22 protein-coding genes are annotated in these 20,390 nt (G+C 60.0%); 11 read left to right on the plus strand and 11 right to left on the minus strand.

The genetic code is table 11. From position 1 onward, the window contains the following. Positions 1-135: 135 nt before the first annotated feature. Together J7416_RS01080 and argF are read left to right on the plus strand one after the other, a co-directional pair. On the plus strand, positions 136-1,323 hold the full coding sequence (locus J7416_RS01080; RefSeq protein WP_209222263.1) for an aspartate aminotransferase family protein: 1,188 nt from the start codon (positions 136-138) through the stop codon (positions 1,321-1,323). 73 nt (positions 1,324-1,396) lie between these two features. Next, entirely contained in the window at positions 1,397-2,323 is a 927-nt protein-coding gene (argF, locus tag J7416_RS01085) for an ornithine carbamoyltransferase (RefSeq protein ID WP_209222264.1), read from the plus strand. On the opposite strand, the gene J7416_RS01090 is transcribed toward argF, so the two are convergent. Next, a complete protein-coding gene (locus tag J7416_RS01090; protein ID WP_209222265.1) occupies positions 2,320-2,919 on the minus strand; it encodes a ferric reductase-like transmembrane domain-containing protein in 600 nt (199 codons plus the stop codon). The genes argF and J7416_RS01090 overlap by 4 nt on opposite strands. A gap of 5 nt (positions 2,920-2,924) precedes the next feature. Continuing rightward, a complete protein-coding gene (locus J7416_RS01095) occupies positions 2,925-3,413 on the minus strand; it encodes a twin-arginine translocation pathway signal (RefSeq protein ID WP_209222266.1) in 489 nt (162 codons plus the stop codon). 193 nt (positions 3,414-3,606) lie between these two features. On the opposite strand from J7416_RS01095, the gene J7416_RS01100 reads away from it, so the two are divergent. The 3 genes from J7416_RS01100 (at position 3,607) to J7416_RS01110 (ending at position 6,567) form a co-directional block, all read left to right on the plus strand. Further along, complete coding sequence (locus J7416_RS01100) at positions 3,607-4,443, plus strand: phytanoyl-CoA dioxygenase family protein (protein WP_247744072.1); 837 nt, start codon at positions 3,607-3,609, stop codon at positions 4,441-4,443. A 119-nt stretch (positions 4,444-4,562) separates the two neighbouring features. Next, the gene (locus J7416_RS01105; RefSeq protein ID WP_209222269.1) at positions 4,563-5,525 is read left to right on the plus strand and encodes a pirin family protein; all 963 of its coding nucleotides are present in this window, start codon (positions 4,563-4,565) and stop codon (positions 5,523-5,525) included. 67 nt (positions 5,526-5,592) lie between these two features. Then, a complete protein-coding gene (locus J7416_RS01110; RefSeq protein ID WP_209222271.1) occupies positions 5,593-6,567 on the plus strand; it encodes a 2-dehydropantoate 2-reductase in 975 nt (324 codons plus the stop codon). Here the strand turns inward: J7416_RS01110 and J7416_RS01115 are convergent, their stop codons facing one another. From J7416_RS01115 to J7416_RS01130, 4 genes are all read right to left on the minus strand, one after another. Then, complete coding sequence (locus tag J7416_RS01115) at positions 6,568-8,046, minus strand: inorganic phosphate transporter (RefSeq protein WP_209222273.1); 1,479 nt, start codon at positions 8,044-8,046, stop codon at positions 6,568-6,570. Positions 8,047-8,136: 90 nt separating this feature from the next. Then, positions 8,137-8,595, minus strand: a complete 459-nt coding sequence (locus J7416_RS01120; RefSeq protein ID WP_209222275.1) for an NUDIX hydrolase — start codon at positions 8,593-8,595, stop codon at positions 8,137-8,139. 110 nt (positions 8,596-8,705) lie between these two features. Then, a complete protein-coding gene (gene hrpB, locus J7416_RS01125) occupies positions 8,706-11,141 on the minus strand; it encodes an ATP-dependent helicase HrpB (protein WP_209222277.1) in 2,436 nt (811 codons plus the stop codon). Positions 11,142-11,182: 41 nt separating this feature from the next. Then, on the minus strand, positions 11,183-11,887 hold the full coding sequence (locus J7416_RS01130; RefSeq protein WP_209222279.1) for a DUF3108 domain-containing protein: 705 nt from the start codon (positions 11,885-11,887) through the stop codon (positions 11,183-11,185). An 84-nt stretch (positions 11,888-11,971) separates the two neighbouring features. On the opposite strand from J7416_RS01130, the gene meaB reads away from it, so the two are divergent. The 5 genes from meaB to J7416_RS01155 all read left to right on the plus strand — a co-directional run bounded on the left by meaB (position 11,972) and on the right by J7416_RS01155 (position 15,983). After that, a complete protein-coding gene (gene meaB / locus J7416_RS01135) occupies positions 11,972-12,949 on the plus strand; it encodes a methylmalonyl Co-A mutase-associated GTPase MeaB (RefSeq protein WP_209223798.1) in 978 nt (325 codons plus the stop codon). 148 nt (positions 12,950-13,097) lie between these two features. Continuing rightward, positions 13,098-14,246 (plus strand): Hint domain-containing protein, encoded by a 1,149-nt coding sequence (locus J7416_RS01140; protein ID WP_209222281.1) that lies wholly within the window; start codon positions 13,098-13,100, stop codon positions 14,244-14,246. Positions 14,247-14,408: 162 nt separating this feature from the next. Further along, positions 14,409-14,696 carry a 50S ribosomal protein L28 gene (rpmB, locus tag J7416_RS01145; RefSeq protein ID WP_170426633.1) on the plus strand — a complete coding sequence of 96 codons (288 nt, stop codon included), beginning with the start codon at positions 14,409-14,411 and terminating at the stop codon, positions 14,694-14,696. A 360-nt stretch (positions 14,697-15,056) separates the two neighbouring features. Further along, positions 15,057-15,452 (plus strand): hypothetical protein, encoded by a 396-nt coding sequence (locus tag J7416_RS01150; protein ID WP_247744073.1) that lies wholly within the window; start codon positions 15,057-15,059, stop codon positions 15,450-15,452. 45 nt (positions 15,453-15,497) lie between these two features. Continuing rightward, entirely contained in the window at positions 15,498-15,983 is a 486-nt protein-coding gene (locus J7416_RS01155; RefSeq protein ID WP_209222283.1) for a copper chaperone PCu(A)C, read from the plus strand. An 87-nt stretch (positions 15,984-16,070) separates the two neighbouring features. Here J7416_RS01155 and J7416_RS01160 read toward each other — a convergent pair whose 3' ends face one another. Together J7416_RS01160 and J7416_RS01165 are read right to left on the minus strand one after the other, a co-directional pair. Beyond that, positions 16,071-16,679: a DUF308 domain-containing protein gene (locus J7416_RS01160; protein ID WP_209222285.1), complete on the minus strand. Its 609-nt coding sequence runs from the start codon at positions 16,677-16,679 to the stop codon at positions 16,071-16,073. Between the two features lie 63 nt (positions 16,680-16,742). Beyond that, the gene (locus tag J7416_RS01165) at positions 16,743-17,438 is read right to left on the minus strand and encodes an NAD-dependent deacylase (RefSeq protein WP_209222287.1); all 696 of its coding nucleotides are present in this window, start codon (positions 17,436-17,438) and stop codon (positions 16,743-16,745) included. A 28-nt stretch (positions 17,439-17,466) separates the two neighbouring features. Here J7416_RS01165 and J7416_RS01170 point away from each other — a divergent pair, with 28 nt between their 5' ends. Then, positions 17,467-17,910 carry a low molecular weight protein-tyrosine-phosphatase gene (locus tag J7416_RS01170; protein ID WP_209222289.1) on the plus strand — a complete coding sequence of 148 codons (444 nt, stop codon included), beginning with the start codon at positions 17,467-17,469 and terminating at the stop codon, positions 17,908-17,910. Here J7416_RS01170 and J7416_RS01175 read toward each other — a convergent pair. The 3 genes from J7416_RS01175 to J7416_RS01185 all read right to left on the minus strand — a co-directional run bounded on the left by J7416_RS01175 (position 17,907) and on the right by J7416_RS01185 (position 20,325). Beyond that, entirely contained in the window at positions 17,907-18,848 is a 942-nt protein-coding gene (locus J7416_RS01175) for a LysR family transcriptional regulator (RefSeq protein WP_209222291.1), read from the minus strand. The two genes, J7416_RS01170 and J7416_RS01175, sit on opposite strands and share 4 nt — an antisense overlap. A gap of 65 nt (positions 18,849-18,913) precedes the next feature. Then, the gene (locus J7416_RS01180; protein WP_209222293.1) at positions 18,914-19,222 is read right to left on the minus strand and encodes a hypothetical protein; all 309 of its coding nucleotides are present in this window, start codon (positions 19,220-19,222) and stop codon (positions 18,914-18,916) included. A 2-nt stretch (positions 19,223-19,224) separates the two neighbouring features. Beyond that, complete coding sequence (locus tag J7416_RS01185) at positions 19,225-20,325, minus strand: Hint domain-containing protein (protein ID WP_209222295.1); 1,101 nt, start codon at positions 20,323-20,325, stop codon at positions 19,225-19,227. Positions 20,326-20,390 lie beyond the last annotated feature (65 nt).

Consider the following 20,390-nt stretch of genomic DNA (forward strand, 5'->3'; position numbering starts at 1 on the left):
GACGCTTTGCCGCGTAACCGGCCTCTTTGATCTGTTTGCGTCGTCTAAATCGGCGCATTTCCCACCAAATCAGTTGACGAACATGGGCCACGTGTATCACTCACAAGGCTCAAACTATCTGAAAAGGATGATCCGATGATCCCGTCCGTTCTGCCGACCTATAACCGTGCGCCCCTGACTTTCGTAAAGGGCGAAGGCGCCTGGCTGACCAAGGCGGATGGCCGACGTTTCCTGGATCTTGGCGCCGGGATCGCGGTAAACGCGCTGGGCCATGCTCATCCCGCTCTGGTCAATGCACTGACCGAGCAGGCACATGCGCTGTGGCATGTCTCGAACCTGTATCACATTCCGCAGCAACAGGCGCTTGCGGACAAACTGGTCGAGCACACCTTTGCCGACACGGTGTTCTTTACGAACTCGGGCACAGAATCCTGTGAGCTGGCGGTTAAAATGGCCCGCAAATATTACTATGACAAAGGTCAGCCTGACCGGGTCGAGATCATCACCTTTGACGGATCTTTCCACGGCCGGTCTTCGGCGGGTATCGCGGCTGCCGGGTCGGAAAAGATGACCAAGGGCTTTGGGCCGCTGTTGCCGGGTTTCGTGCATGTCACGTTCGGAGACCTCGACGGTGTCACCAATGCGATCACCGACAAAACCGCGGCAATTATGATCGAACCTGTCCAGGGTGAGGGCGGTATCCGTCCGGTTCCCGATGCGGAACTCAAAGCGCTGCGCCAGATCTGCGATGAAAACGGCCTGCTTCTGATCCTGGACGAGGTTCAGTGCGGTGTGGGCCGGACCGGCAAGCTCTTCGCCCATGAATGGGCGGGCATCACTCCGGATATCATGATGGTTGCCAAGGGCATCGGTGGTGGTTTTCCGCTGGGTGCTGTTCTGGCCACCGAAGAGGCTGCCAGCGGCATGACCGCAGGCACGCACGGCTCGACCTATGGCGGCAACCCGCTGGGTTGCGCCGTTGGTTGCGCGGTGATCGATCAGGTGGCCACGCCAGCATTCCTTGAAGGCGTCAATCGCAAAGCAGGGATGCTGCGTCAAAAGCTGGAAGGCCTGATCGCCGACCATCCCGATGTTTTCGAAGAGGTGCGTGGTACCGGCCTGATGCTGGGTTTGAAATGCAAAACCCCCAACGTCGAAATGGTCAATGCCGGTTATGACAATGAGGTCATTACCGTTCCTGCAGCCGACAACGTGATCCGCCTACTGCCGCCGCTGACCCTGACCGAGGACGACATCGCCCAAGCTGTAATCCGGCTTGAAAAAGCGGCTGCGCAGGTCGAGGCCAATCTGGCGACGGCCTGATCTTCATCTTTTCCCAAATACTCCGGGGGTGTGGGGGCTGGCCCCCACCCGCCATCAGCAAAAAAGAAACGATATGAACCATTTCCTAGATATCCACAAAACCGACGCGGCCGATCTGCGGGCCATGATTGACCAGGCCGGAGCCATGAAGCAGGCGCGTCTTGGTCGCCCCAAGGCAGCGCTGGACGATGAACAGCCGCTCAAGGACCGGATGGTTGCTCTGATTTTTGAGAAGCCTTCGACCCGGACCCGCGTATCCTTTGATGTGGGCGTGCGGCAGATGGGTGGTCAGACCATGGTGCTGTCCGGCAAGGACATGCAACTGGGTCACGGCGAAACCATCGCCGACACCGCCCGCGTCCTGTCGCGCTATGTCGACATGATCATGATCCGGACCTTTGACGAGACGATCCTGACCGAGATGTCGGAGTATTCCGACGTGCCGGTCATCAATGGTCTGACCGATCGTACCCATCCCTGCCAGATCATGGCAGATGTGCTGACGTTCGAGGAACACCGCGGGCCCATCGCGGGCAAAAAGGTGGTCTGGACCGGTGACGGCAACAATGTCTGCGCTTCGTTCCTGCACGCTGCGGGCCAGTTCGGGTTTGACCTGACGTTTGCCGGTCCGGCTCAGTTCGACCCCGAGGAAGAGTTCATGGGCTTTGCGCGCCAGAAAGGGTCCAAGATCGTGGTTGAACGTGACGCGTTCAAAGCGGTCGAGGGGGCCGATCTGGTGGTCGCGGACACATGGGTCTCGATGCATGATTCCCAGTCCGCCAAAGAGCGTCGCCACAACCTTTTGCGCCCTTATCAGGTCAATGCCGAGTTGATGTCGCACGCCAAACCGGATGCGCTGTTCATGCATTGCCTTCCAGCGCACCGCGAAGAAGAAGCCACATCCGAAGTGATGGACGGCCCCAACTCGGTTATCTTTGATGAGGCGGAAAACCGTCTACACGCGCAAAAGGCAGTAATGCGTTGGTGCCTCGGCGTCTAAGCCCGCCGCCGTACATCCCAAACACGCAGTTTGGCGAGCGCCCGAGCGCTCGCCAAAAGGACCAGCGCACAGAGCGCCCATTTGGTCATGATCTCCATCGTGCCTTCGATCAGCAGGGCGTGCACCACGCTGCCGATGATGGTCACGGTCGCAAGGCCGGTATGACCTAACCTCCAGACGCGGAACCGCAGGCCCAACCTCTGGCGCAACAAGCCAAGAAGCGCCACAGCAAAGGCAGCCCACATGGCAATCACACCCCACGCTGAAAATGGCGTCGGGGACACAAACAAAAGTGCGTCCAAGACGTCGGGCGGGCTGGTGATCCACAAACCGCCAACATGGATCAGTATCGTCGCCACCAATGCCAGACCGCACCAACGGTGCCAGTTGCGGCTTGTCACAGGGGACAGGTTCGGCAACAGACGCCCGGCAAGCAGGGGCTGCATCAATAGCAGACACATCGAGACCACCCCGGCAAACCCCGCCGCGATGTAAACCGGTTCGCGCCAGGCGAGCAGAGGGCTGGCCGCCGCTGCGATGATTGGAACAGCCACGGCAAGGATCACACCGGTCCAGATTGCCAGATTTCGACGCACCCGGGTCAGGCAGGTTGCAGCACGAAATGCGCGGCCAGCGTCTTGTCCTTGGAACTGGCCATGATCGGGCGCAGGAACACCGTTTCGAACGCGCCGCTGTCATAGGCCAGATGGCCGTGCGGCTGCCCAAATGCAGGCACGATCTGCGGCATTTCCAGCCGGAACTCTCCATTGGCATCCGTCAGGGTCGCGCCATGACTTTGCGGGTCGCGCTCGTGACCTTCGGTGGTATGCGCCCATATCTGGATGCGCTGACCGGGCAGGGGGGCTCCGTCCCCGGCCCGACGGACTGTGCCTGTCATCCAGAATCCACCGCCACCGATCCGGTCCACGATCGGCGCACCGGGGCGATAGTTGTTGGAGCCCCCGCGCATCGATGGGGTTGGCGCCACACCTTTGGCGCGCGCAGGTACCATCAGGCCTGTTGCACCAGTTGCCAGGGCAGATGCGCCTGTCACAATCAGAGAACGACGAGAGAACGTAACACCGGTCATGCAAACCTCTCAATTTCACGCGTTAGACGATGCTGCGACAGGGTCGCGCATGAATTCAAAACAAGGATAGCACGATTGGCCGGCATTCCGAGGGGGCGTGCGGCCAGTCGACCAAATTGTGAATTCCTTTGACGAGGGCCCAGCCCCGATGCAATCCTCAACCCCGTCAATTCATGTCAGGAAGGCCTGCGCCATGACCATCGAAGACGCTGTTTCAGACGACGACATCCAGGCATTCAAACGTGACGGTGCCGTTGTGTTGCGGTCAAAGTTTTCGGAGGATTGGTTGACCCTGTTGCGCGAAGGTATCGATGCCGATCTGGCTACGCCGACCGACAATTTCACCCGCCATACCCAAGATCCAAGCGCTCCGGCGTATTTCGAAGATTTCTGGGCTTGGAACAAGATTCCGCAGTTTCGGGATTTCGTTCATAACTCCCCCTGCGCTTCGCTGGCGGCCCAATTGCTGGGCGCGCCATCGATCAATTTGGTCATGGACAATTGGTTCCTGCGCGAGGCCGGATCAACCTCTCGACCGCCGTTCCATCAGGACCTGTCGTATTTCGACTTCGAAGGCACCATGTGCGTGTTGTGGCTGCCTCTGGAACCGGTCACCAAGGACAACGGCATCGCCTTTGTCAAAGGTTCGCATCTTTGGGACAAGCTGTTCATGCGGGTGCGGTTTGCAGATGGGCATCCCAGCTATGAGCCCACCGAAGTTGCCGGGCAGACCTATCACCCGCCGCCTGACGTCAATGCCGATCCGGGTGCGTACGAATTGCTGCAGTGGGATATGAACCTGGGCGACTGCATCTTTTTCGACATGCGAACCCTGCACGGGGGGTTATCCTCGGTCACCCCGACCGAAACTGTCCGCCGCTTTACGCTCCGTATGACCGCTCCGGATGGGGTTATCCGGTATCGTGGGGATTGGGCCAAAGATGAACGGGCACAGTTCGAGGCCGCCGGTTACAGCGAAGGGGATCGGCTGGACGGGGATTTCTTCCCCAGACTTTGGCCGCGCGCCTGATTGTGTTTCGCCTGCGCCCCGCCCGCACCAAGTCTGTGCGCCTGTGCAAATTGAAAGCGCAAATTGCGGGCTATATCCTGCATGTATGAACGAAACGCGCCTGTCATGGGAGAGAATGCATGAGTTGGAACCCGACCCACAACCCCGAATGCAAGTCCGAAAACTCGTCGCTGGAAACACTGATTATCCCACGCGCTCGTGATCTGGGCGGGTTCGAAGTGCGGCGCGCGCTGCCCTCGGTCAAACGCCAACTGGTCGGGCCTTTTATCTTTTTCGATCAGATGGGACCAGCCGAGTTCATCACTGACGGCGGCATCGATGTCCGCCCGCATCCACATATCGGCCTGGGCACCGTTACCTACCTGTACCAAGGCGAATTCGAGCACCGGGACAGTCTGGGCACTCATCAAATGATCTATCCGGGTGAGGTCAATTGGATGGTTGCCGGGCGCGGCGTAACCCACTCGGAACGCACCAGCGAGGTTACGCGCGGCAAACGGCACAGCCTGTTCGGTATCCAAACCTGGATTGCATTGCCCGAAGCGCATGAGGACATGGCCCCCGATTTTGAACACCACAAGCAAGGCGCGTTGCCTCATATTCAGGACACGGGCGTCAGCGCCCGACTGATCCTTGGCTCGGCATATGGTGAGACGAGCCCGGTTACGATGCTGTCCGAGACTTTCTATCTGGATGTCCAGCTTGAGCCGGGCGCGTCCTTCCCATTGCCGGACAATCACGAAGACCGTGGAGTCTACGTCACCCAAGGCTCGGTCGAGATTGCAGGCGATACGTTTGATGAAGGCCGCATGATGGTGTTCCGTCCGGGCGATCATCTGTCGGTGAAGGCCGGACCATTGGGCGCGCGGCTGATGCTGTTGGGCGGAGCTACGTTGAACGAGGATCGGTACATCTGGTGGAACTTCGTGTCTTCTTCGAAAGAAAAGATCGAAAACGCCACCCGCGAATGGAAAACAGCGGATTGGGCCAACGGGGCGTTCCATCTGCCGCCGGGCGATGATCAGGAGTTCATTCCGATCTCGGAAGAACTGGAGCGCACAAGTCCAAGACTGGCACGCTGACCCTGCGTCAGGGGGCCTTGTTCGAAACCGCGATACCGGCAATCCTCGCCGTTAGGGGAGGATTGCAATGAAGATCGTTATCGCAGGTGCGGGCAGTATCGGATGCTATTGCGGGGCCTTGTTGGCAGATGCGGGCCACGACATCACCTTGTTGGGTCGCGCTCGTATTCTGGATCCCATCCGTGAAAAAGGCTTGACCGTCACCGATTTCTCGGGCCTGCGGCGGCATGTGAATGCTGAAAGCCTGACGCTGTCCGAAAGCCCGGAGTGCTTGTCCGAGGCAGAGCTTGTGATCGTCACCGTCAAGGCCGCGGCCACGGCGGAGGTGGCCGGTGAAATCGCGCGGTTTGCCCCTGCTTCGGCCCCCGTTCTGTCCTGGCAGAACGGCATGGAGAACGCCCGAGTATTGCGCGCGGCCTTGCCCGACCATGACGTACGCGCCGGGATGGTGCCGTTCAATGTTGTGCCCCCTGAACATGCTTGTTTTCACCGCGCAACCTCGGGCGAGATTGTGATTCAGTCTGGTCCAGGTGGTCTGGGGCAGACGCTCAGCTCTGCCGAGTTGCCCGTGATTGAAAGCGATCAGATCGAAGCGGTCCAATGGGGCAAGTTGGTGATCAACCTGAACAACGCGCTGAATGCCTTGTCGGGATTGACGTTGAAAGAACAGCTAATGGACCGTAAGTGGCGTGGCCTCATGGCAGATCAGATGGCTGAGGCCCTGACCGTGCTGCGTGCTGCGGGCTACCCGGTGGCCTCGACTACTCCGCTGCCCGCTTGGATGACGCCACATATCCTGCGCCTTCCGACTTCGCTGTTCAGCCGGATCGCTGCGCGTATGCTGACCATTGATCCCAGCGCACGGACGTCGATGGCCTATGATTTGATGGCCGGTCGCGTGACGGAAATCGACAGCCTCCAAGGTGAGATCATCCGACTAGGGACCCAGAATGGCTGCCCTACACCGATTTGCGAGAAGGTGCGGGCGCTGATCGAAGGGACGCCAGACCAGAGCCTGATGCCGGACCAAATCCGACCGTAATCAGGTAAACGCTGTCAGCATCCAGAAGATGACCGCCGACATGGTCGCGGCCGCTGGGACGGTGATGACCCAAGCTGCGACAATGGTCATGAAATGCGACCGGCGCACCAGCTTGCGGCGGCGGTATTCCTCATCGGCCAGGCGCTGTTCGATCGGACGTTGAAGGTTGGAATGCTTACGGCGTCGGTTCTGATGCCATTCGCGGTAGAACCCAACGCCGAATACAGCGCCCACTGCGATATGGGTCGAACTGACGGGCAGCCCCAACCAGCTGGCCACGATAACCGTAATTGCTGCCGACAGTGCCACGCAAAAGGCGCGCATCGGGTTCAGCTTGGTGATTTGACTGCCGACCATACGGATCAGCTTGGGTCCAAACAGGAACAGGCCGAACGAGATTCCAAAGGCCCCGATCACCATTACCCATGTTGGGATGGATACCTTGGTGGCGAAATCTCCGAACTCGGCCGCGTGCACGATTGCGGCCAGCGGTCCAACCGCGTTGGCCACGTCATTGGCACCATGGGCAAAACTCAAGAACCCGGCCGAGATAACCAGCGGCAAACCAAACAGTGTTTTCAGCGATTTGGTGCGGTTCTCAAGCCCTTCGGATTTTCGGCGCACCCACGGAACTGTAATCGCCCAGACCAACGCACCCGAAGCCAGACCGATCAGCAAAGCCATCTCCAGATCGACTTTTACAAGTCGCTTGAGGCCTTTGACGGCCAGATATGTTGCGAACGCCCCGGCCATAACGGCGACCAGTATCGGCACCCAACGACGCGCAGCTGCGATCTTGTCGTCCTGGTTCTGGATCTTTGCCTTGATCAGCGCCAGAAACCCTGCGGCAATCACCCCGCCCAGAACGGGTGAGATCACCCAACTGGCCGCGATTGCGCTCATTGTGCCCCAACTGACCGCGCTCAGACCTGCCGCGGCGATCCCGGCGCCCATTACGCCGCCCACGACCGAGTGCGTAGTCGAGACAGGTGCGCCCACCCAAGTTGCCAGATTGACCCACATCGCGGATGAGATCAGCGCTGACATCATCGCCCAGATGAAGACGTTGCTGTTCTGAACCGAGGATGGATCGATGATACCTTTCGAGATCGTCGAAACCACATCTCCCCCCGCCAGCAGCGCCCCGGCGCTTTCGGCAACGGCAGCGATGGCGATCGCACCGCCCATGGTCAGTGCATTTGCGCCAACTGCGGGGCCCATGTTGTTGGCCACATCGTTTGCGCCGATATTGATGGCCATATAGGCCCCGAAACCAGCCGCTGCGACTACAATCAGCCCGCCTTGTGCCTGGCCGAAAAAGACGGCTGCCGTCAGTCCGGCCAGCGCGATGAAGGCAAACGCAATACCAGGCGCCAGCATCGGACGCGCGACGTGGACGTTCGCGTGTTCAATGCGCGAGATACGGTGCAGGTCGCTGTCCAGCGCCTGCCAGCGGGCTTTTTGGTTTGCGTTTGACATAGGTTTTGAAGGTGCCTTGATTTGACAGGCGCACTTAACGACTGGCCCAAAGTGTTGCAACCAGCCTCACGGAACTTTGTCGTAAATCCGTTACAATTGTTGCAGCAGGGCGCTCAGTTCCGGCTCATCGACCAGTTCAGCGGCTTTTTTCGGGGGAAACCACTTGCGATTGCGCTGATCAACCTCGGGGAAGTCATCCGCGAGCTCCGCAACATCCACGCGGTAAACCGTCGCGCGGACCGGTACGGTCGACCCGTCATTCAAGCGTTTGTCATAGCTGTAGTGCCCGATGGAGTCGCGGTGCAGCTGCTTCGGGCGCACGCCGGCTTCCTCCCAGGCCTCCTGCAGAGCGGCCTCGGCCCCGTCCTTACCGTCCATGGGCCAGCCTTTCGGAATGACCCAGCGGCCGGTATCACGGCTGGTGATCAGCAAAACCTCTTCGCCATTCTGACCGTCACGGATACACAGCGCTGCAAACTGCACCCTGTGTGGGCGCAGGATAAAAGGCCGGGCGACCTCTTCCCACATATTTCGCAGCCATGACGTCATCAGTTGAGCAGTATTTCGCGTTTCCAATATTAAAGTGACGCGTCTTAACAGTTTATTTCGGATGCATCAATGTTTCGGCATTTGGTCGTTATTTTCCAATGGGAAACGCGTCAGTTCCGTCGTTTGGCGCGCAGCGTTGGGTCGGCCTGGGTCGGGTCTTCGGGCCAGGGGTGTTTGGGGTATTGCGCCCGCATGTCCTTGCGCACATCCGCATAAGATCCAGCCCAGAAGCCGGGCAAATCGCGGGTAATCTGGATCGGGCGTTGCGCCGGGGACAAGAGCGTGATCTTCAGTGCCTCGCCTCCGATGACCGGGTGTTTTGTGACGCCGAACAACTCTTGCAGGCGGACCGAGATCTCAGGCACCGTCCCGCCATAGTCGATCGGCACCTTGCGGCCCAATGGCGTCTCAAACGATCCCGGCGCGCGACGGTCGAGTTCCTGCGTCTGCGTCCAATCCAGCCGGGCGCGCAGGGCGGGCAGAAGGTCGAACCGCTTCCAATCGTCGGCATTGCGCTGCCCCGACATCATGGGCAGCAGCCAATCGTCCAGCGTGTCCAATAGCCCATCCAGCGAGAAATCCGGCAGGTCGACCCCGTCGGCGCGCACCAGCTCGACCCGCGCGGCCAAGCGCGCGGCGGCCCCATCCAGACGCAGGCCCAGATCGCGAACGCCGTCCAGCATGGCGTGTGCGACGGCTTCATCCGGTGCATCCTTCCAGATGCGGTCGTCCAATGTAATAGCGCCAAACCGTTCCTGACGCCGGGCAATGACCCTGCGTTCCCGTTTCGACCAGGCGCAGGTGTCGACCCATTCGATTTGCTCCGCGAATAGCTCTCGAATTTCACGCTCCGAGATTTGTGCCGCCATGCGCACCTTGGCCTCACGCGGGTTTCCATCCGTGTCGGTGACCACCAGATAAGGGGCCGCGGCCAGAGTATCGTCGCTTGCCAGCACCACCCCCTTGCCGCCTGACAAGATATAACGTGGCACGTCGCCCTTGCGGCGCTGCCCGATGCGGTCGGGATAGGCCAGAGCGGCCATCGCAGCAGCGCCAAGCTCTGACCGGCCGCTCTGCGTTTTCAGTCGTTTGGTTTCCGCCTTGATCCGTTCAATGGCGCCTGTGTTGACCTGCCAGACCCGGTTGCGCTGAAACGCGCGCGGGTCGCGTACGGCCTCAAGTCGCAACAGCAGGTCCGAAGGCGCACCTTTAAGTGGATCCCGCTCGGCCATCAACGCGGCCAGCGGGGCGGCATCCGCACCCGCTGTAACCAACATATGTCCCAAGCGCGGGTGCAAGGGCAGGGCGGACAGCGCCCGACCGTGTTCGGTGATCCGCCCTTTGGTATCCAGCGCGCCCAGCATGGTCAGCAGTGCCCGGGCTTCGGCCATTGTGCCTTCGGGCGGCGGTGTCAGAAACGCCAGATCGCCCGGTTCTGCCCCCCAAAGCGCCAGTTCCAGCGCCAGACCGGTCAGGTCGGCCGCTTCGATCTCGGCTGGCGGGTATGCAGATAGTGCGCCTTCTTCACCCTTGGACCACAGGCGATAACACACACCCTCGGCCACGCGCCCGGCCCGGCCCGCGCGCTGGGTTGCCTCGGCGCGCGTTACCCGTTCGGTGACCAGCCGCGACATCCCCGAGCCCGGATCAAACCGCGCTCTTCGAGCCTGACCCATATCAACAACAACGCGGATATCCGGGATGGTCAGCGAGGTTTCAGCGATCGAGGTTGCCAGCACCACCTTTCGCCCGGTGTCAGCCGGGGCAATCGCGGCGCGCTGGGCTGTGAATGGCATCGCGCCAAACAGCGGTCTTACCACGCAGTAGCCGGGCAATCGGCTGGACAAGGCGGCTTCGGCCCGGCGGATTTCGCCCTCACCGGGCAGGAAAACCAGCATGCCGCCTTCTGTTTCACGCTGAGCCTGAACGACCAGATCAACAAGCGCATCCAACCGCCTTGCTTGCGCCCCTAGTGGGCGATCCAGCCAGCGGGTTTCAACTGGATAACTGCGTCCCTCGGATGTGACGAGCGGCGCGTTCATCAACTGACCGACGGGTTCCGCATCCAGCGTCGCGGACATGGCAAGCAGGATCAGATCGTCCCGCAGCGCTCCGGTGACCTCAAGGCACAGTGCAAGCCCGAGATCCGCGTTCAGCGACCGTTCGTGGAATTCGTCGAAAATGACCGCGCCGACACCGGGCAAGTCGGGTTCCGATTGCAGCATTCGCGTCAGAATGCCTTCGGTTACCACTTCGATGCGGGTTGCTTTGGAAACCTTGGCCTCTCCGCGCACCCGGTAGCCAACAGTTTCGCCCGGGCGCTGACCCAGTGTTTCCGCCATCCGCTCTGCCGCGGCGCGTGCGGCCAGCCTGCGCGGTTCGAGCATAATGATCTTGCCCTCAGACAGTTTGGCCTCGAGGATCGCCAGAGGGACCCGTGTGGTTTTACCTGCGCCCGGTGGAGCCTGCAGAACCGCCCGGCCATCGGCCTTCAGTGCCGCAAGCAGGTCAGGGATGGCGTCATCAATGGGCAGGCGTGGTGTCATTGGCGCTTTATCCGCCAACTGCGGGGCGAGGTCCAGTTCCGCTATTTCCGAACGACAACCGCCGCGCCATAAATCGTCTGCGCTTCGACGCGCGTTGCCCGCATCACATCGCCGAAAGGCACATAAGTGACCGACACCGGAAAACGGCTGCCGGTACGCAGGTCGCCGGGCGGATAGCCCGCCAGCCGGGTGAACGCGCCCAAACAGCGGATCTGGCCGTTTTCTTCAATTCGTCGGGTCAACGCAATTTCGGTCAGCCGCTCACCATCAAACAGCTTTTGCCGCAGCGTGCACAGCGAGTCGGTGTCCTGATCCCGCAACACCATGAAGATACCGGTCAAAGGGTCCACCGCACCGCGCTGTTGCGCATCTGTCACCGCATACTCGCCGCGATCGCTGATCTTGGGACCGCTGGCCTGTGCGACACCGTTTCTATAGTCCAGCCGAACACGGGATTCACGGCGTCCGGTATCCATATCCTCGACGTATAGCCGCGGGAGGAACCGGTTTCCATCACGCCTGCCTTGGGCCTCAAGCACGAAACTCACACGCCGGATTGCTCCGGCCAGCCCGGTTGTCGACAACCGTCCCCGAACTGCATAGCCCGACGCGCTAAGATCCGAGGTCAGCGCCATCTCGCCCACCTTCACACCCAGTGCGCGCAGGGCAAACCGGCTTTGTTCGGCAATGCCCGTTGTGGGCAGGCAGAGGATCAGCAGCAACACACAGATGCGAAATGCAGGCATTGGGTACGTTTCCTTGATGCTCCGGTCTGGACAAACCACCCCGCGGGGCGGCAAGTAGTCATGCCGCAAGAGATCGGGGTCGGAATGGAAATAGACAGCCTAGGTGACAAGATTTTGAACGGAGACCGGCGCGCGCTGGCCCGGGCAATCACTTTGGTCGAAAGCGGTCGCGCCGATCATCGTGCGCAGGCTTCGGAATTGCTGGCGTACCTGTCCAAGTCCGGGCGGCAATCGCTGCGCATCGGGTTGTCGGGGACGCCGGGGGTTGGCAAATCCACCTTTATCGAAAGCTTCGGCATGATGCTCATCGCGCAGGGACTGCGCGTGGCGGTACTGGCCGTCGATCCCAGCTCGGCCCGGTCTGGCGGTTCCATCTTGGGCGACAAGACCCGTATGGAGCGGCTGAGCCGCGAGAGGAACGCCTTTATCCGCCCGTCCCCCAGCCAATCGCATTTGGGTGGCGTTGCCCGCCGAACGCGCGAGGCGATTGCCTTGTGCGAAGCTGCAGGGTTTGACGTGGTGCTGATCGAAACCGTTGGCGTTGGGCAGTCCGAGACGGTGGTCTCTGAAATGTCTGATCTGTTCCTGCTGTTGCTGGCCCCGGCGGGCGGGGACGAGCTGCAAGGTGTCAAACGCGGCATCATGGAGATGGCCGATATGATCCTTGTGAACAAAGCAGACGGCGATCTAAAGGCCACGGCGACCCGAACCTGCGCCGATTACGCAGGCGCGCTGCGGCTGTTGCGCAAGCGTCCACAGGATCCCGAAGGATTTCCCAAGGCCATGACCGTTTCGGCAGTCGAAGAACACGGGCTGGAACAGGCCTGGGACGAAATGCAGGCCTTGTCCGATTGGCGGCGTGAGGCCGGCCACTGGGCGTCAAATCGCGCAGCCCAGGCGCGGTTCTGGTTCGATCAAGAGGTGCGCCACGCCCTGCTTTCCCGACTGGACACGCCAAGCGCGCGGGCCGAAATGGATCGCCTTGGAACCGCAGTCGGGGCAGGAGGCCTGAGCCCCAGCGCGGCCGCGGACAAAATGTTGACCATCCTGGCAACGCAATAGGCATAACAGCACGGCAAGGTGGCAAGTTCCCGCAAGCCGTGTATTCTGCCCTAAATCGCACCTTTCGGTTGCGGCTTGTACCAAGGTAAAGTGCGGAGGGTCCAATCCGGGACGTACCGCCAAATAATCGCATCGGGGACAGCCGAGAATGCCCGATATCAATGGCACAAGTGGTGCTGACAATATCGACGTTGCGGGCGATCAGGGTACGCTGAACGGTGCCCCGCAGGGGACGCCGATTGATAACATTCGGGCGCGGGGTGGCGACGACGAGATCTCGATTGTCAGCAGTACGATTTCCGGCAATGTGCGGGCCAACGCCGGCAATGACACCATTACAGTCTTTAACGCCGAGATCGGCGGGCAACTGAATGCCGGTCGAAACGCCGACACGGTCACCGTCTATGACGCTTTGATCGGAAACATCCGTCTGGGGCAGGGCAATGACACCCTGAACTTCATCAGAACCGAGGTCTCCGGCGATGTCCGGGGCGGAGGCGGGCAGGATTCGCTCAACCTTCCGGTGGGTACCGTGGTGACCGATGCCAATTTCGGGACGTTCACCGTTGTCGCGGGGCAGTCTTACTTCCTGTCCAGCGGAAGCTTCGAGCTGCCCTCGGGAATCGTCGTCTTTTATAGCGGTTTTGAGAACGGTACAGGCTTTTTGTGCTTTACCCGCGATACCCTGATCCGGACGCAAGACGGACCCATTCCTGTTCAGGACCTTCGAACAGGCGACAGGGTCGTGACCCAAGACAATGGCCTGCAACCTATCCGTTGGATCGGACGCCGTCGTTTTGGCAGTTCCGCACTTGCCGATGATCCAAGACGCCGACCCGTGCGCATTCTGGCCGGAGCGCTGGGCGGGGGGCTGCCCGACCGCGATCTGCTGGTATCGCGGCAGCACCGAATGTTGGTGCAGTCGAAGATCGCCGAGCGGATGTTCGGCACATCCGAGGTTTTGATCCCCGCGATCAAGCTGACTGCGTTGCCGGGGGTGTTCGTCGACGACTCGGTCGACAGCGTCGAATATTTCCACCTGCTGTTTGATCAGCATGAGATCGTTTTTGCGGAAAATGCCCCCAGCGAAAGCCTGTTCACAGGTCCCGAAGCCCTCAGGGCACTGGACCCCGAGGCGCGGCGCGAGATTTTTGACCTTTTCCCCGAGCTGGCCGAGGTAAATCACTCTCCCGAGCCTGCCTGTTTGATCCCAAAGGGACGGCAGCAGTCGCAACTGGTTGCGCGGCATTTGAAAAACAATAAACCGCCGTTGCAGGGCGGATTGCGCGCCCGCTGATACGAATATGGTGGAGGGTAAAGAATTCGCTTGGTGTGTCTTGACCCTTCTGGCGATTCCCACTACACGCATCCAACCAGTTTTCGGGCGCGACTTCGGGTTGCGCCCCTTGTGATTTGGCCGAGGGCATCTGCCCGGCCTCCAGAAACAAAGGAAGAAACCATGTCGCGCCGTTGCGAACTGACCGGAAAAGGCCCGATGACTGGCAACAATGTCAGCCATGCCAACAACAAAACTCGTCGTCGTTTTCTGCCGAATCTGAACGACGTAACCCTGCAGTCCGAAACCCTGGGTCGTGGCGTCAAGCTGCGCATCTCGGCGGCTGCGCTGCGTTCGGTGGATCACCGCGGTGGTCTGGACGCGTTCCTGGCCAAAGCCAAGGACGAAGAACTGTCCGCCAACGCACTGAAAGTGAAAAAGGAAATCGCCAAGGCGCAAGCTTCGGCCTAATCCCTTTTTCAGTAAGAATTCGGGCCCTGTACCACTTGGTGCAGGGCTTTTTCTGTTTCAGGGGCTTTGTTCGAGAAAACGAATTAAAATTTTGAAATAGGTGAAACTGTTCACATACTGTGTGCTCCGGTCGACTTATGTTTAGGCATATTCATCTGACGGAGTAGAACCTCATGTCTTTCAAGTCATTTAACTCCTTCTCCCTGTTGGCTGACTTTTTCAGCAAGTCTGTTGGGGCATGTCTTAGGATGCAGCGTCGGGTGAATCGGCTGCACACAAGCCTCACAAAAGGGTCTGTCAAACGTCCTGAACCGGATCGCTGACACTTTCCTCCCGACCCAGGGCTTCAGGCGTATCCGAATGCGCTTGAAGCCCGCTTCGTCTCAGGCCTATATCAGCATCAGGATGAAACCCGTTTTCAACAGATGCTTGCCCATAGTGGTCTCGTTGCTTGTCGTGCTGACAGGCCAGAGTATTGCGGCGTCGCGCGGCATGGACCGGGCCGTGGGCCATATGGTGCTGTGTACCGGATCGGGACCTGTTGTGGTCTATGTGGATGCCGATGGGCAGCCGACCCAGGCTCCACATCTCTGCCCGGACTATGCTTTGACTCTGTTGGGTGCGGTAGCAATCACAGAGCTATCGGTGCCGGATGCGCCGGACGTTGATCGCCCTGAGCCGTTGCGCGCAGGTGGCAGCCTGATTGCTTTGCCTCTTCCCGCGCAGCCTGCGCGTGCGCCGCCTGTAAGTGTTTGACCAAATTCCCTAAAACACCAAACACTTATATTCAGGAGAGGCGCTATGTCCCTCACATCCAAATTGCTAGCCACGCTGGCTGCCGCAACCCTCGCAACTGCCGCTTATGCGCAGGACACAATTTCCGTCAATGACGCCTATGCCCGGTCGTCGGGGAAAACGGCGAAGGCAGGCGCGGCGTTCATGATGGTCCAGAACACCGGCCAGGTTGATGACAGATTGATCGGAGTGAAATCCGATGCGGCCGCGCGAGTCGAGCTGCACACGCATATCGTTGATGACAATGGTGTCGCCAAGATGATGGAGGTCGAGGAAGGCTTTGCCATTCCGGCCGGCGAGGCGCACATGTTGAAGCGTGGGGGTGACCACGTGATGTTCATGGGGCTGACGGCTCCGTTCGAACAAGGCGCGATGGTCCCTGTGACGCTGATCTTTGAGAAGGCCGGCGAAGTTCAGATCGAGATACCCGTTGACCTGGAGCGCAAGGATGCGGGTGGTCACGGCGACCATTCGCACTCGCATTCGAACTGAGGCAACGCCTGTCTTCGGGCCGCGTTGCGGCCGTCATCCATGCGTCAGGCCGGGGTGTCCCGGCCTGATGGCGTTACGGGGCAGGGGTCAACGATGGACGACCCGCATCGCGATGCGGTCATGGGCGCGCTTGAAGCGCACAGCAAGCCAGAACATCACTGCAGCAAAACACAGTGCTGAGAAGGCAATCGCCCAACCCAGCGCCACCATCCCGCTGACCGGCCAAAACAATAACGCAAGGCCAATAAGCAGCGTAATCAGCCCGGAATTCCGCATCGTCGCGGCATCCGGGTGTGCCTCAGGCAATTGACGCCATGCCATCAAAGAGCCGATGCCGACAATCAGTGCCCAGGCCCCGAGTAAGAAGAACGCCAGTCGTGCGACACCTTCGGGCCAGATCAAAAGGATAAGTCCGATCAGCACTGCCCCGATGCCGAAGCCGCCGATCAGGCCTCGCCGGCCGAACCCCAGCAAGGTTAGTGCCCCGTCCAAAAGCAGCAAGACGCCAACCAGCCTTAGCAGCATTGCGATACTGCCAGTGGGCCAGAACAGTGCCGCAATCCCAAGCGCCCCGGCCAGGATGCCGCGCACCAGGAAGGTCCACCAAAGATCGGCCAGCTGATTGCTCAGTGCGTCCCGGCCATCGAGGCTGTCGTCGTCGAGGATTTCACCTTCTGGAGTTTGGGGATCTGTCATCGGAAGCTCCTGTTTTGCCGTCAGTATAAACGAGAAACCGTGCAAGGTGTTTTAGATTTTGGTCTATCGACCAGCCAGCAACTGATCGACCCATGCTGGTACGGTTTCTGTTGCGGGTCCCAGAATGACCTGATCAAAGCTGGACGCGCCAGAAGACGGGTCGAGGTTCAACTCAACGGTTCTGGCTCCGGCCATCGCGGCCCCATGCACGAAGGCGGCGGCGGGATAAACCTGACCCGAGGTGCCGATCGCGGCAAAGATCCCCACCCCTGACAAATGATCATAGATGGTATCCATGTGATAAGGCATCTCGCCAAACCAGACCACATCCGGACGCGCAGTTGGGGCGGCGCAGGCGGGGCAGGGCTGCCCGACTGTCATCTCAGGCGGTGCGGCCCAGCGGTGGCCGCAAGCCGCGCAGAGAGCCCCGGCCAGTGTTCCATGCATGTGAATGACGTTCTGCGCGCCGCCCGCTTCGTGCAGGCTGTCGACGTTTTGCGTGACCAGGATGACTTCGCCGGGCCAATCACGTTGCAGCCGGGCGAGTGCGGCATGCGCTGCGTTGGGTTCGGCTTTGGCCGCCTGAACCCGACGTGCATTGTAGAACCCATGCACCAAGGCGGGATCGCGGGCAAAGCCTTCGGGCGTGGCGACGTCTTCAATCCGGTGCTGAGCCCAAAGGCCGCCTTCGTCCCGGAATGTGCCCAGCCCACTTTCGGCGGAAATTCCGGCCCCTGTCAGTATGACGATCTTTTCCATCTTGGCCCTTCGCGTTACACCCTGTCCTATGACCCACCGTATCCTGTTCGTCTGTCTGGGCAATATCTGCCGTTCACCTGCTGCCGAGGGCGTCTTTCGCGCACGCGCACCGCATCACACCATCGACAGCGCAGGCACGTCCGGCTGGCACATTGGTGACCCGCCATATGGTCCGATGCAAAAGGCGGCGCTGGCGCGCGGGATCAGGCTGGACGATTTGCGCGCGCGCCAATTCGTGGCCGCAGATTTCAACCGGTTCGATCTGATCATTGGAATGGATGCCGACAACATCGCAGATATTGAAGCGCTGCGGCCCGCAGGCAACCAAACCCCAGTAAGTTTGATGACGGATTTTGCGCCACAGTCAGGCGCGGACCATGTGCCCGACCCGTACTATACCCGGGACTTTGACGGGGCGCTGGACCTGATTGAGATCGCGGTTGAGGGGTTAGACGCCCATTTGCGCGGCTAGTTCATAAGCTTCAAGCGATTGTTCAGCCATGGCAATTGTGCAAGAGCCGGGTCCACAATTTGGCTACCCATGAGGCGACGCATCATGCCAGCGACTTCTTGCGGAACCTGATCGGACCAGTCGGTACGGGTGAACAGCGAAATCGTGCGCGAGACATCTCCGATCGGTGCCGGGTGCGCCTCGAGCGCGTCGTGAAACCGCGTAGCGCGCATGTAGCCCAGTGGCGTGGTGATCGCCCAGCCAAGGCCGCGGGCGACCATTGCCATCAGCGCCAGGTGCGAACCGATTTCGAACCGCTCTTCAAAGTCCAGCTGGTGCCGGGCCAGGTGAGCTTCGATTTGACGGCTGATCAATTGCTCGCGGGCGTACCGCAGGAAGGGCAGATCCTCCATCGCGTTTTCGGCCCTTTTGGGGGTCACCAGTATGAACGGATCGCGTACCAACGGGTACTCGACCACGTTTTCCAGCACCTCGCCGCTATGGGCTGAGACGACCAGTTGAAGCCGTTGTGCCTCGAGCTCTTCGAACAGGTCTAGGCTGGGCAGGGTGATCAGCTTGAACTTCGACCGGGTCAGGCTTTCAGCCAATAAAGTGGCCAGACGCGGCGTGAGGTCGTTGTCGAAATCGTCAATCAGGCCAATGGACAGAGTGGCAAGGTGGCCCAGCTCCATCACTGTCAGCTCGCTTTGAGCCATTTGGAGCTCGGACAACACCGCCTGCGCGCGTGTCAGAAAGCTGCGCCCGGCCTGCGTCAAGCGCATCGGGCGTCGCCCGTGATCCACCAGATCGGTGCCCACGGCCTTTTCCAGATTGCGCAATTGTTGGCTGACCGAAGGCTGACTAAGCCCCGTGATCTCAGCAGCTTGCGCCACCGATCCCGTCCTAGCGAGGGCCTCGAACACTTCGAGCCCGCGCAGGGTCACCCCTTTCAAAACCATGGAACACACCTTTCGCTGCGCCTTTCTGGGGCGCAGTGAGGATCAGGTCAAGCGTTCAGAAAGGGTTAGCTGCAGATCGCCTGTGCCATCTGGCCAAAGTTCCGGTACCGATCCCACAACGCGTCATCGCGCGCGGTTTTCGACATCTTCAGCTCTTGCGCCTGATGGGGGTCATTGAACCATTTTGCGACGGTCTTCTGATCGCTGCGGGTCAGGGCCTGATTGGCCACCCGCTGAATGCAGTTACACCGATCCCGCGTGGCCGCCGACCGGTCTGATGCCAAACACGCCCGTTTGATCTGCGCCGCTTCTACGACCGGAGCCACCGCCGTCAGCGACGTGGCACAGAATGCGATTAAGAGGAACTTTTTCATGCTCATGCCTCGTTTTTGCCTGCCCGGAGGGATCTGACGTCCCTCTCGGCTTGCGCGGGAGTATGAATCAAACGGTTCTTTGGATCAATGGCCAAGATACTCCGAAGTAACAGCACGGCCTCATTGCGTTTTAGGGCGGGACGGGAGGTCCGCATCCTGTTGGCCGGATAGGTGGCGAGGTCTGGGAAGAACAGGCAATCCGGGTCGTCGGAATTCAGCATTGGTGCGGCCAAAAGGCTCTCGGATGCAGCGCCGTTTGCCCGGATCACGCTGTGATGTTTCAGCAGAAGGTGGCAATACCGCGCGGTTTTTGCCTTGGACAGCGTCGCTAGGCCAACATCAACAAGGCTGATCGCCGGCACAAAAACCTCTGACTCGGCAAAAAACAGATCTGACAGAGGATGTGAGATCAGGACTCTGTGCTGTTGCGACACGTTTAGTCGCGCGAACGTCGACAGGATGCCGGCCGGAACTTCAACCATCCTGAACCGCCCGGCGGCAATCACGTCCTGAGATCCAACCCATTGGACGGGAAGGCAGCCATGATCCTGTGTCTGCACCAAATCACCGGGTCGGATTGTTTCGATTGGGACATTGCCCTTCTCAGTCGCGATGAGCGTTCCGGCGCTGTAACAGATTGGCGTGACGTATTCGCTCGAGTCGAAATTCGGACCTTCTTGCGTGCTGACCACGGTTAGCGGGACGCCCGCCGGAGGAAACTCGCCCGGACCGCCTATAAAGGCGATCCCTTCAACGGTGCCGAAGGCTGGAGACGAGTTGTTCACGTTGAACGCAATGGCCTGCCACGTGTTCACACCATCTGTCAGCGTGATCCCGTACTCGGCCTCGACCCGCGTTCCGTCGGCGTAAGTCACGCCGTCAATTGTTTGGTCGCCGTCCAGACGCTGATTACCGTCGTTGTCGCGAAAGTCGGTGTCATTGCCACTGTCAGATACGAAGACTTCCGTCGCCGCGCGCGTATCAATCGTGATGGTTTGCCCGATCAGGTGAATGCCAGTCCCCTGATTGAGGCCGTCTAACCCCTGCGGGACCGAGATGGAAAGCTGGCTTTCCCCCAGAACAAAGATCGAATAGTTGGCCAAGGATTACCCTGCTTTCTTGTTTGTGCTTGGGCCATTCAGTGCCATCATCCTACCCATTGGCTGAT

It is taken from the genome of Ruegeria sp. R14_0, assembly GCF_017743975.1.
Lineage (GTDB): Bacteria > Pseudomonadota > Alphaproteobacteria > Rhodobacterales > Rhodobacteraceae > Ruegeria.

Bases quoted from the DNA above. Each gene is read 5' to 3' on its own strand.
- J7416_RS01160 (WP_209222285.1), bottom strand. From the start codon at position 16,679: ATGACAGATCCCCAAACTCCAGAAGGTGAAATCCTCGACGACGACAGC.
- J7416_RS01175 (WP_209222291.1), bottom strand. From the start codon at position 18,848: ATGGTTTTGAAAGGGGTGACCCTGCGCGGGCTCGAAGTGTTCGAGGCC.
- hrpB (WP_209222277.1), bottom strand. From the start codon at position 11,141: ATGACACCACGCCTGCCCATTGATGACGCCATCCCTGACCTGCTTGCG.
- J7416_RS01170 (WP_209222289.1), top strand. From the start codon at position 17,467: ATGACCCACCGTATCCTGTTCGTCTGTCTGGGCAATATCTGCCGTTCA.
- J7416_RS01100 (WP_247744072.1), top strand. From the start codon at position 3,607: ATGACCATCGAAGACGCTGTTTCAGACGACGACATCCAGGCATTCAAA.
- J7416_RS01105 (WP_209222269.1), top strand. From the start codon at position 4,563: ATGAGTTGGAACCCGACCCACAACCCCGAATGCAAGTCCGAAAACTCG.
- J7416_RS01110 (WP_209222271.1), top strand. From the start codon at position 5,593: ATGAAGATCGTTATCGCAGGTGCGGGCAGTATCGGATGCTATTGCGGG.
- J7416_RS01080 (WP_209222263.1), top strand. From the start codon at position 136: ATGATCCCGTCCGTTCTGCCGACCTATAACCGTGCGCCCCTGACTTTC.
- J7416_RS01140 (WP_209222281.1), top strand. From the start codon at position 13,098: ATGCCCGATATCAATGGCACAAGTGGTGCTGACAATATCGACGTTGCG.
- J7416_RS01150 (WP_247744073.1), top strand. From the start codon at position 15,057: ATGCGCTTGAAGCCCGCTTCGTCTCAGGCCTATATCAGCATCAGGATG.
- J7416_RS01155 (WP_209222283.1), top strand. From the start codon at position 15,498: ATGTCCCTCACATCCAAATTGCTAGCCACGCTGGCTGCCGCAACCCTC.
- J7416_RS01165 (WP_209222287.1), bottom strand. From the start codon at position 17,438: ATGGAAAAGATCGTCATACTGACAGGGGCCGGAATTTCCGCCGAAAGT.
- argF (WP_209222264.1), top strand. From the start codon at position 1,397: ATGAACCATTTCCTAGATATCCACAAAACCGACGCGGCCGATCTGCGG.
- J7416_RS01130 (WP_209222279.1), bottom strand. From the start codon at position 11,887: ATGCCTGCATTTCGCATCTGTGTGTTGCTGCTGATCCTCTGCCTGCCC.
- J7416_RS01115 (WP_209222273.1), bottom strand. From the start codon at position 8,046: ATGTCAAACGCAAACCAAAAAGCCCGCTGGCAGGCGCTGGACAGCGAC.
- J7416_RS01120 (WP_209222275.1), bottom strand. From the start codon at position 8,595: ATGACGTCATGGCTGCGAAATATGTGGGAAGAGGTCGCCCGGCCTTTT.
- J7416_RS01095 (WP_209222266.1), bottom strand. From the start codon at position 3,413: ATGACCGGTGTTACGTTCTCTCGTCGTTCTCTGATTGTGACAGGCGCA.
- meaB (WP_209223798.1), top strand. From the start codon at position 11,972: ATGGAAATAGACAGCCTAGGTGACAAGATTTTGAACGGAGACCGGCGC.
- rpmB (WP_170426633.1), top strand. From the start codon at position 14,409: ATGTCGCGCCGTTGCGAACTGACCGGAAAAGGCCCGATGACTGGCAAC.
- J7416_RS01180 (WP_209222293.1), bottom strand. From the start codon at position 19,222: ATGAAAAAGTTCCTCTTAATCGCATTCTGTGCCACGTCGCTGACGGCG.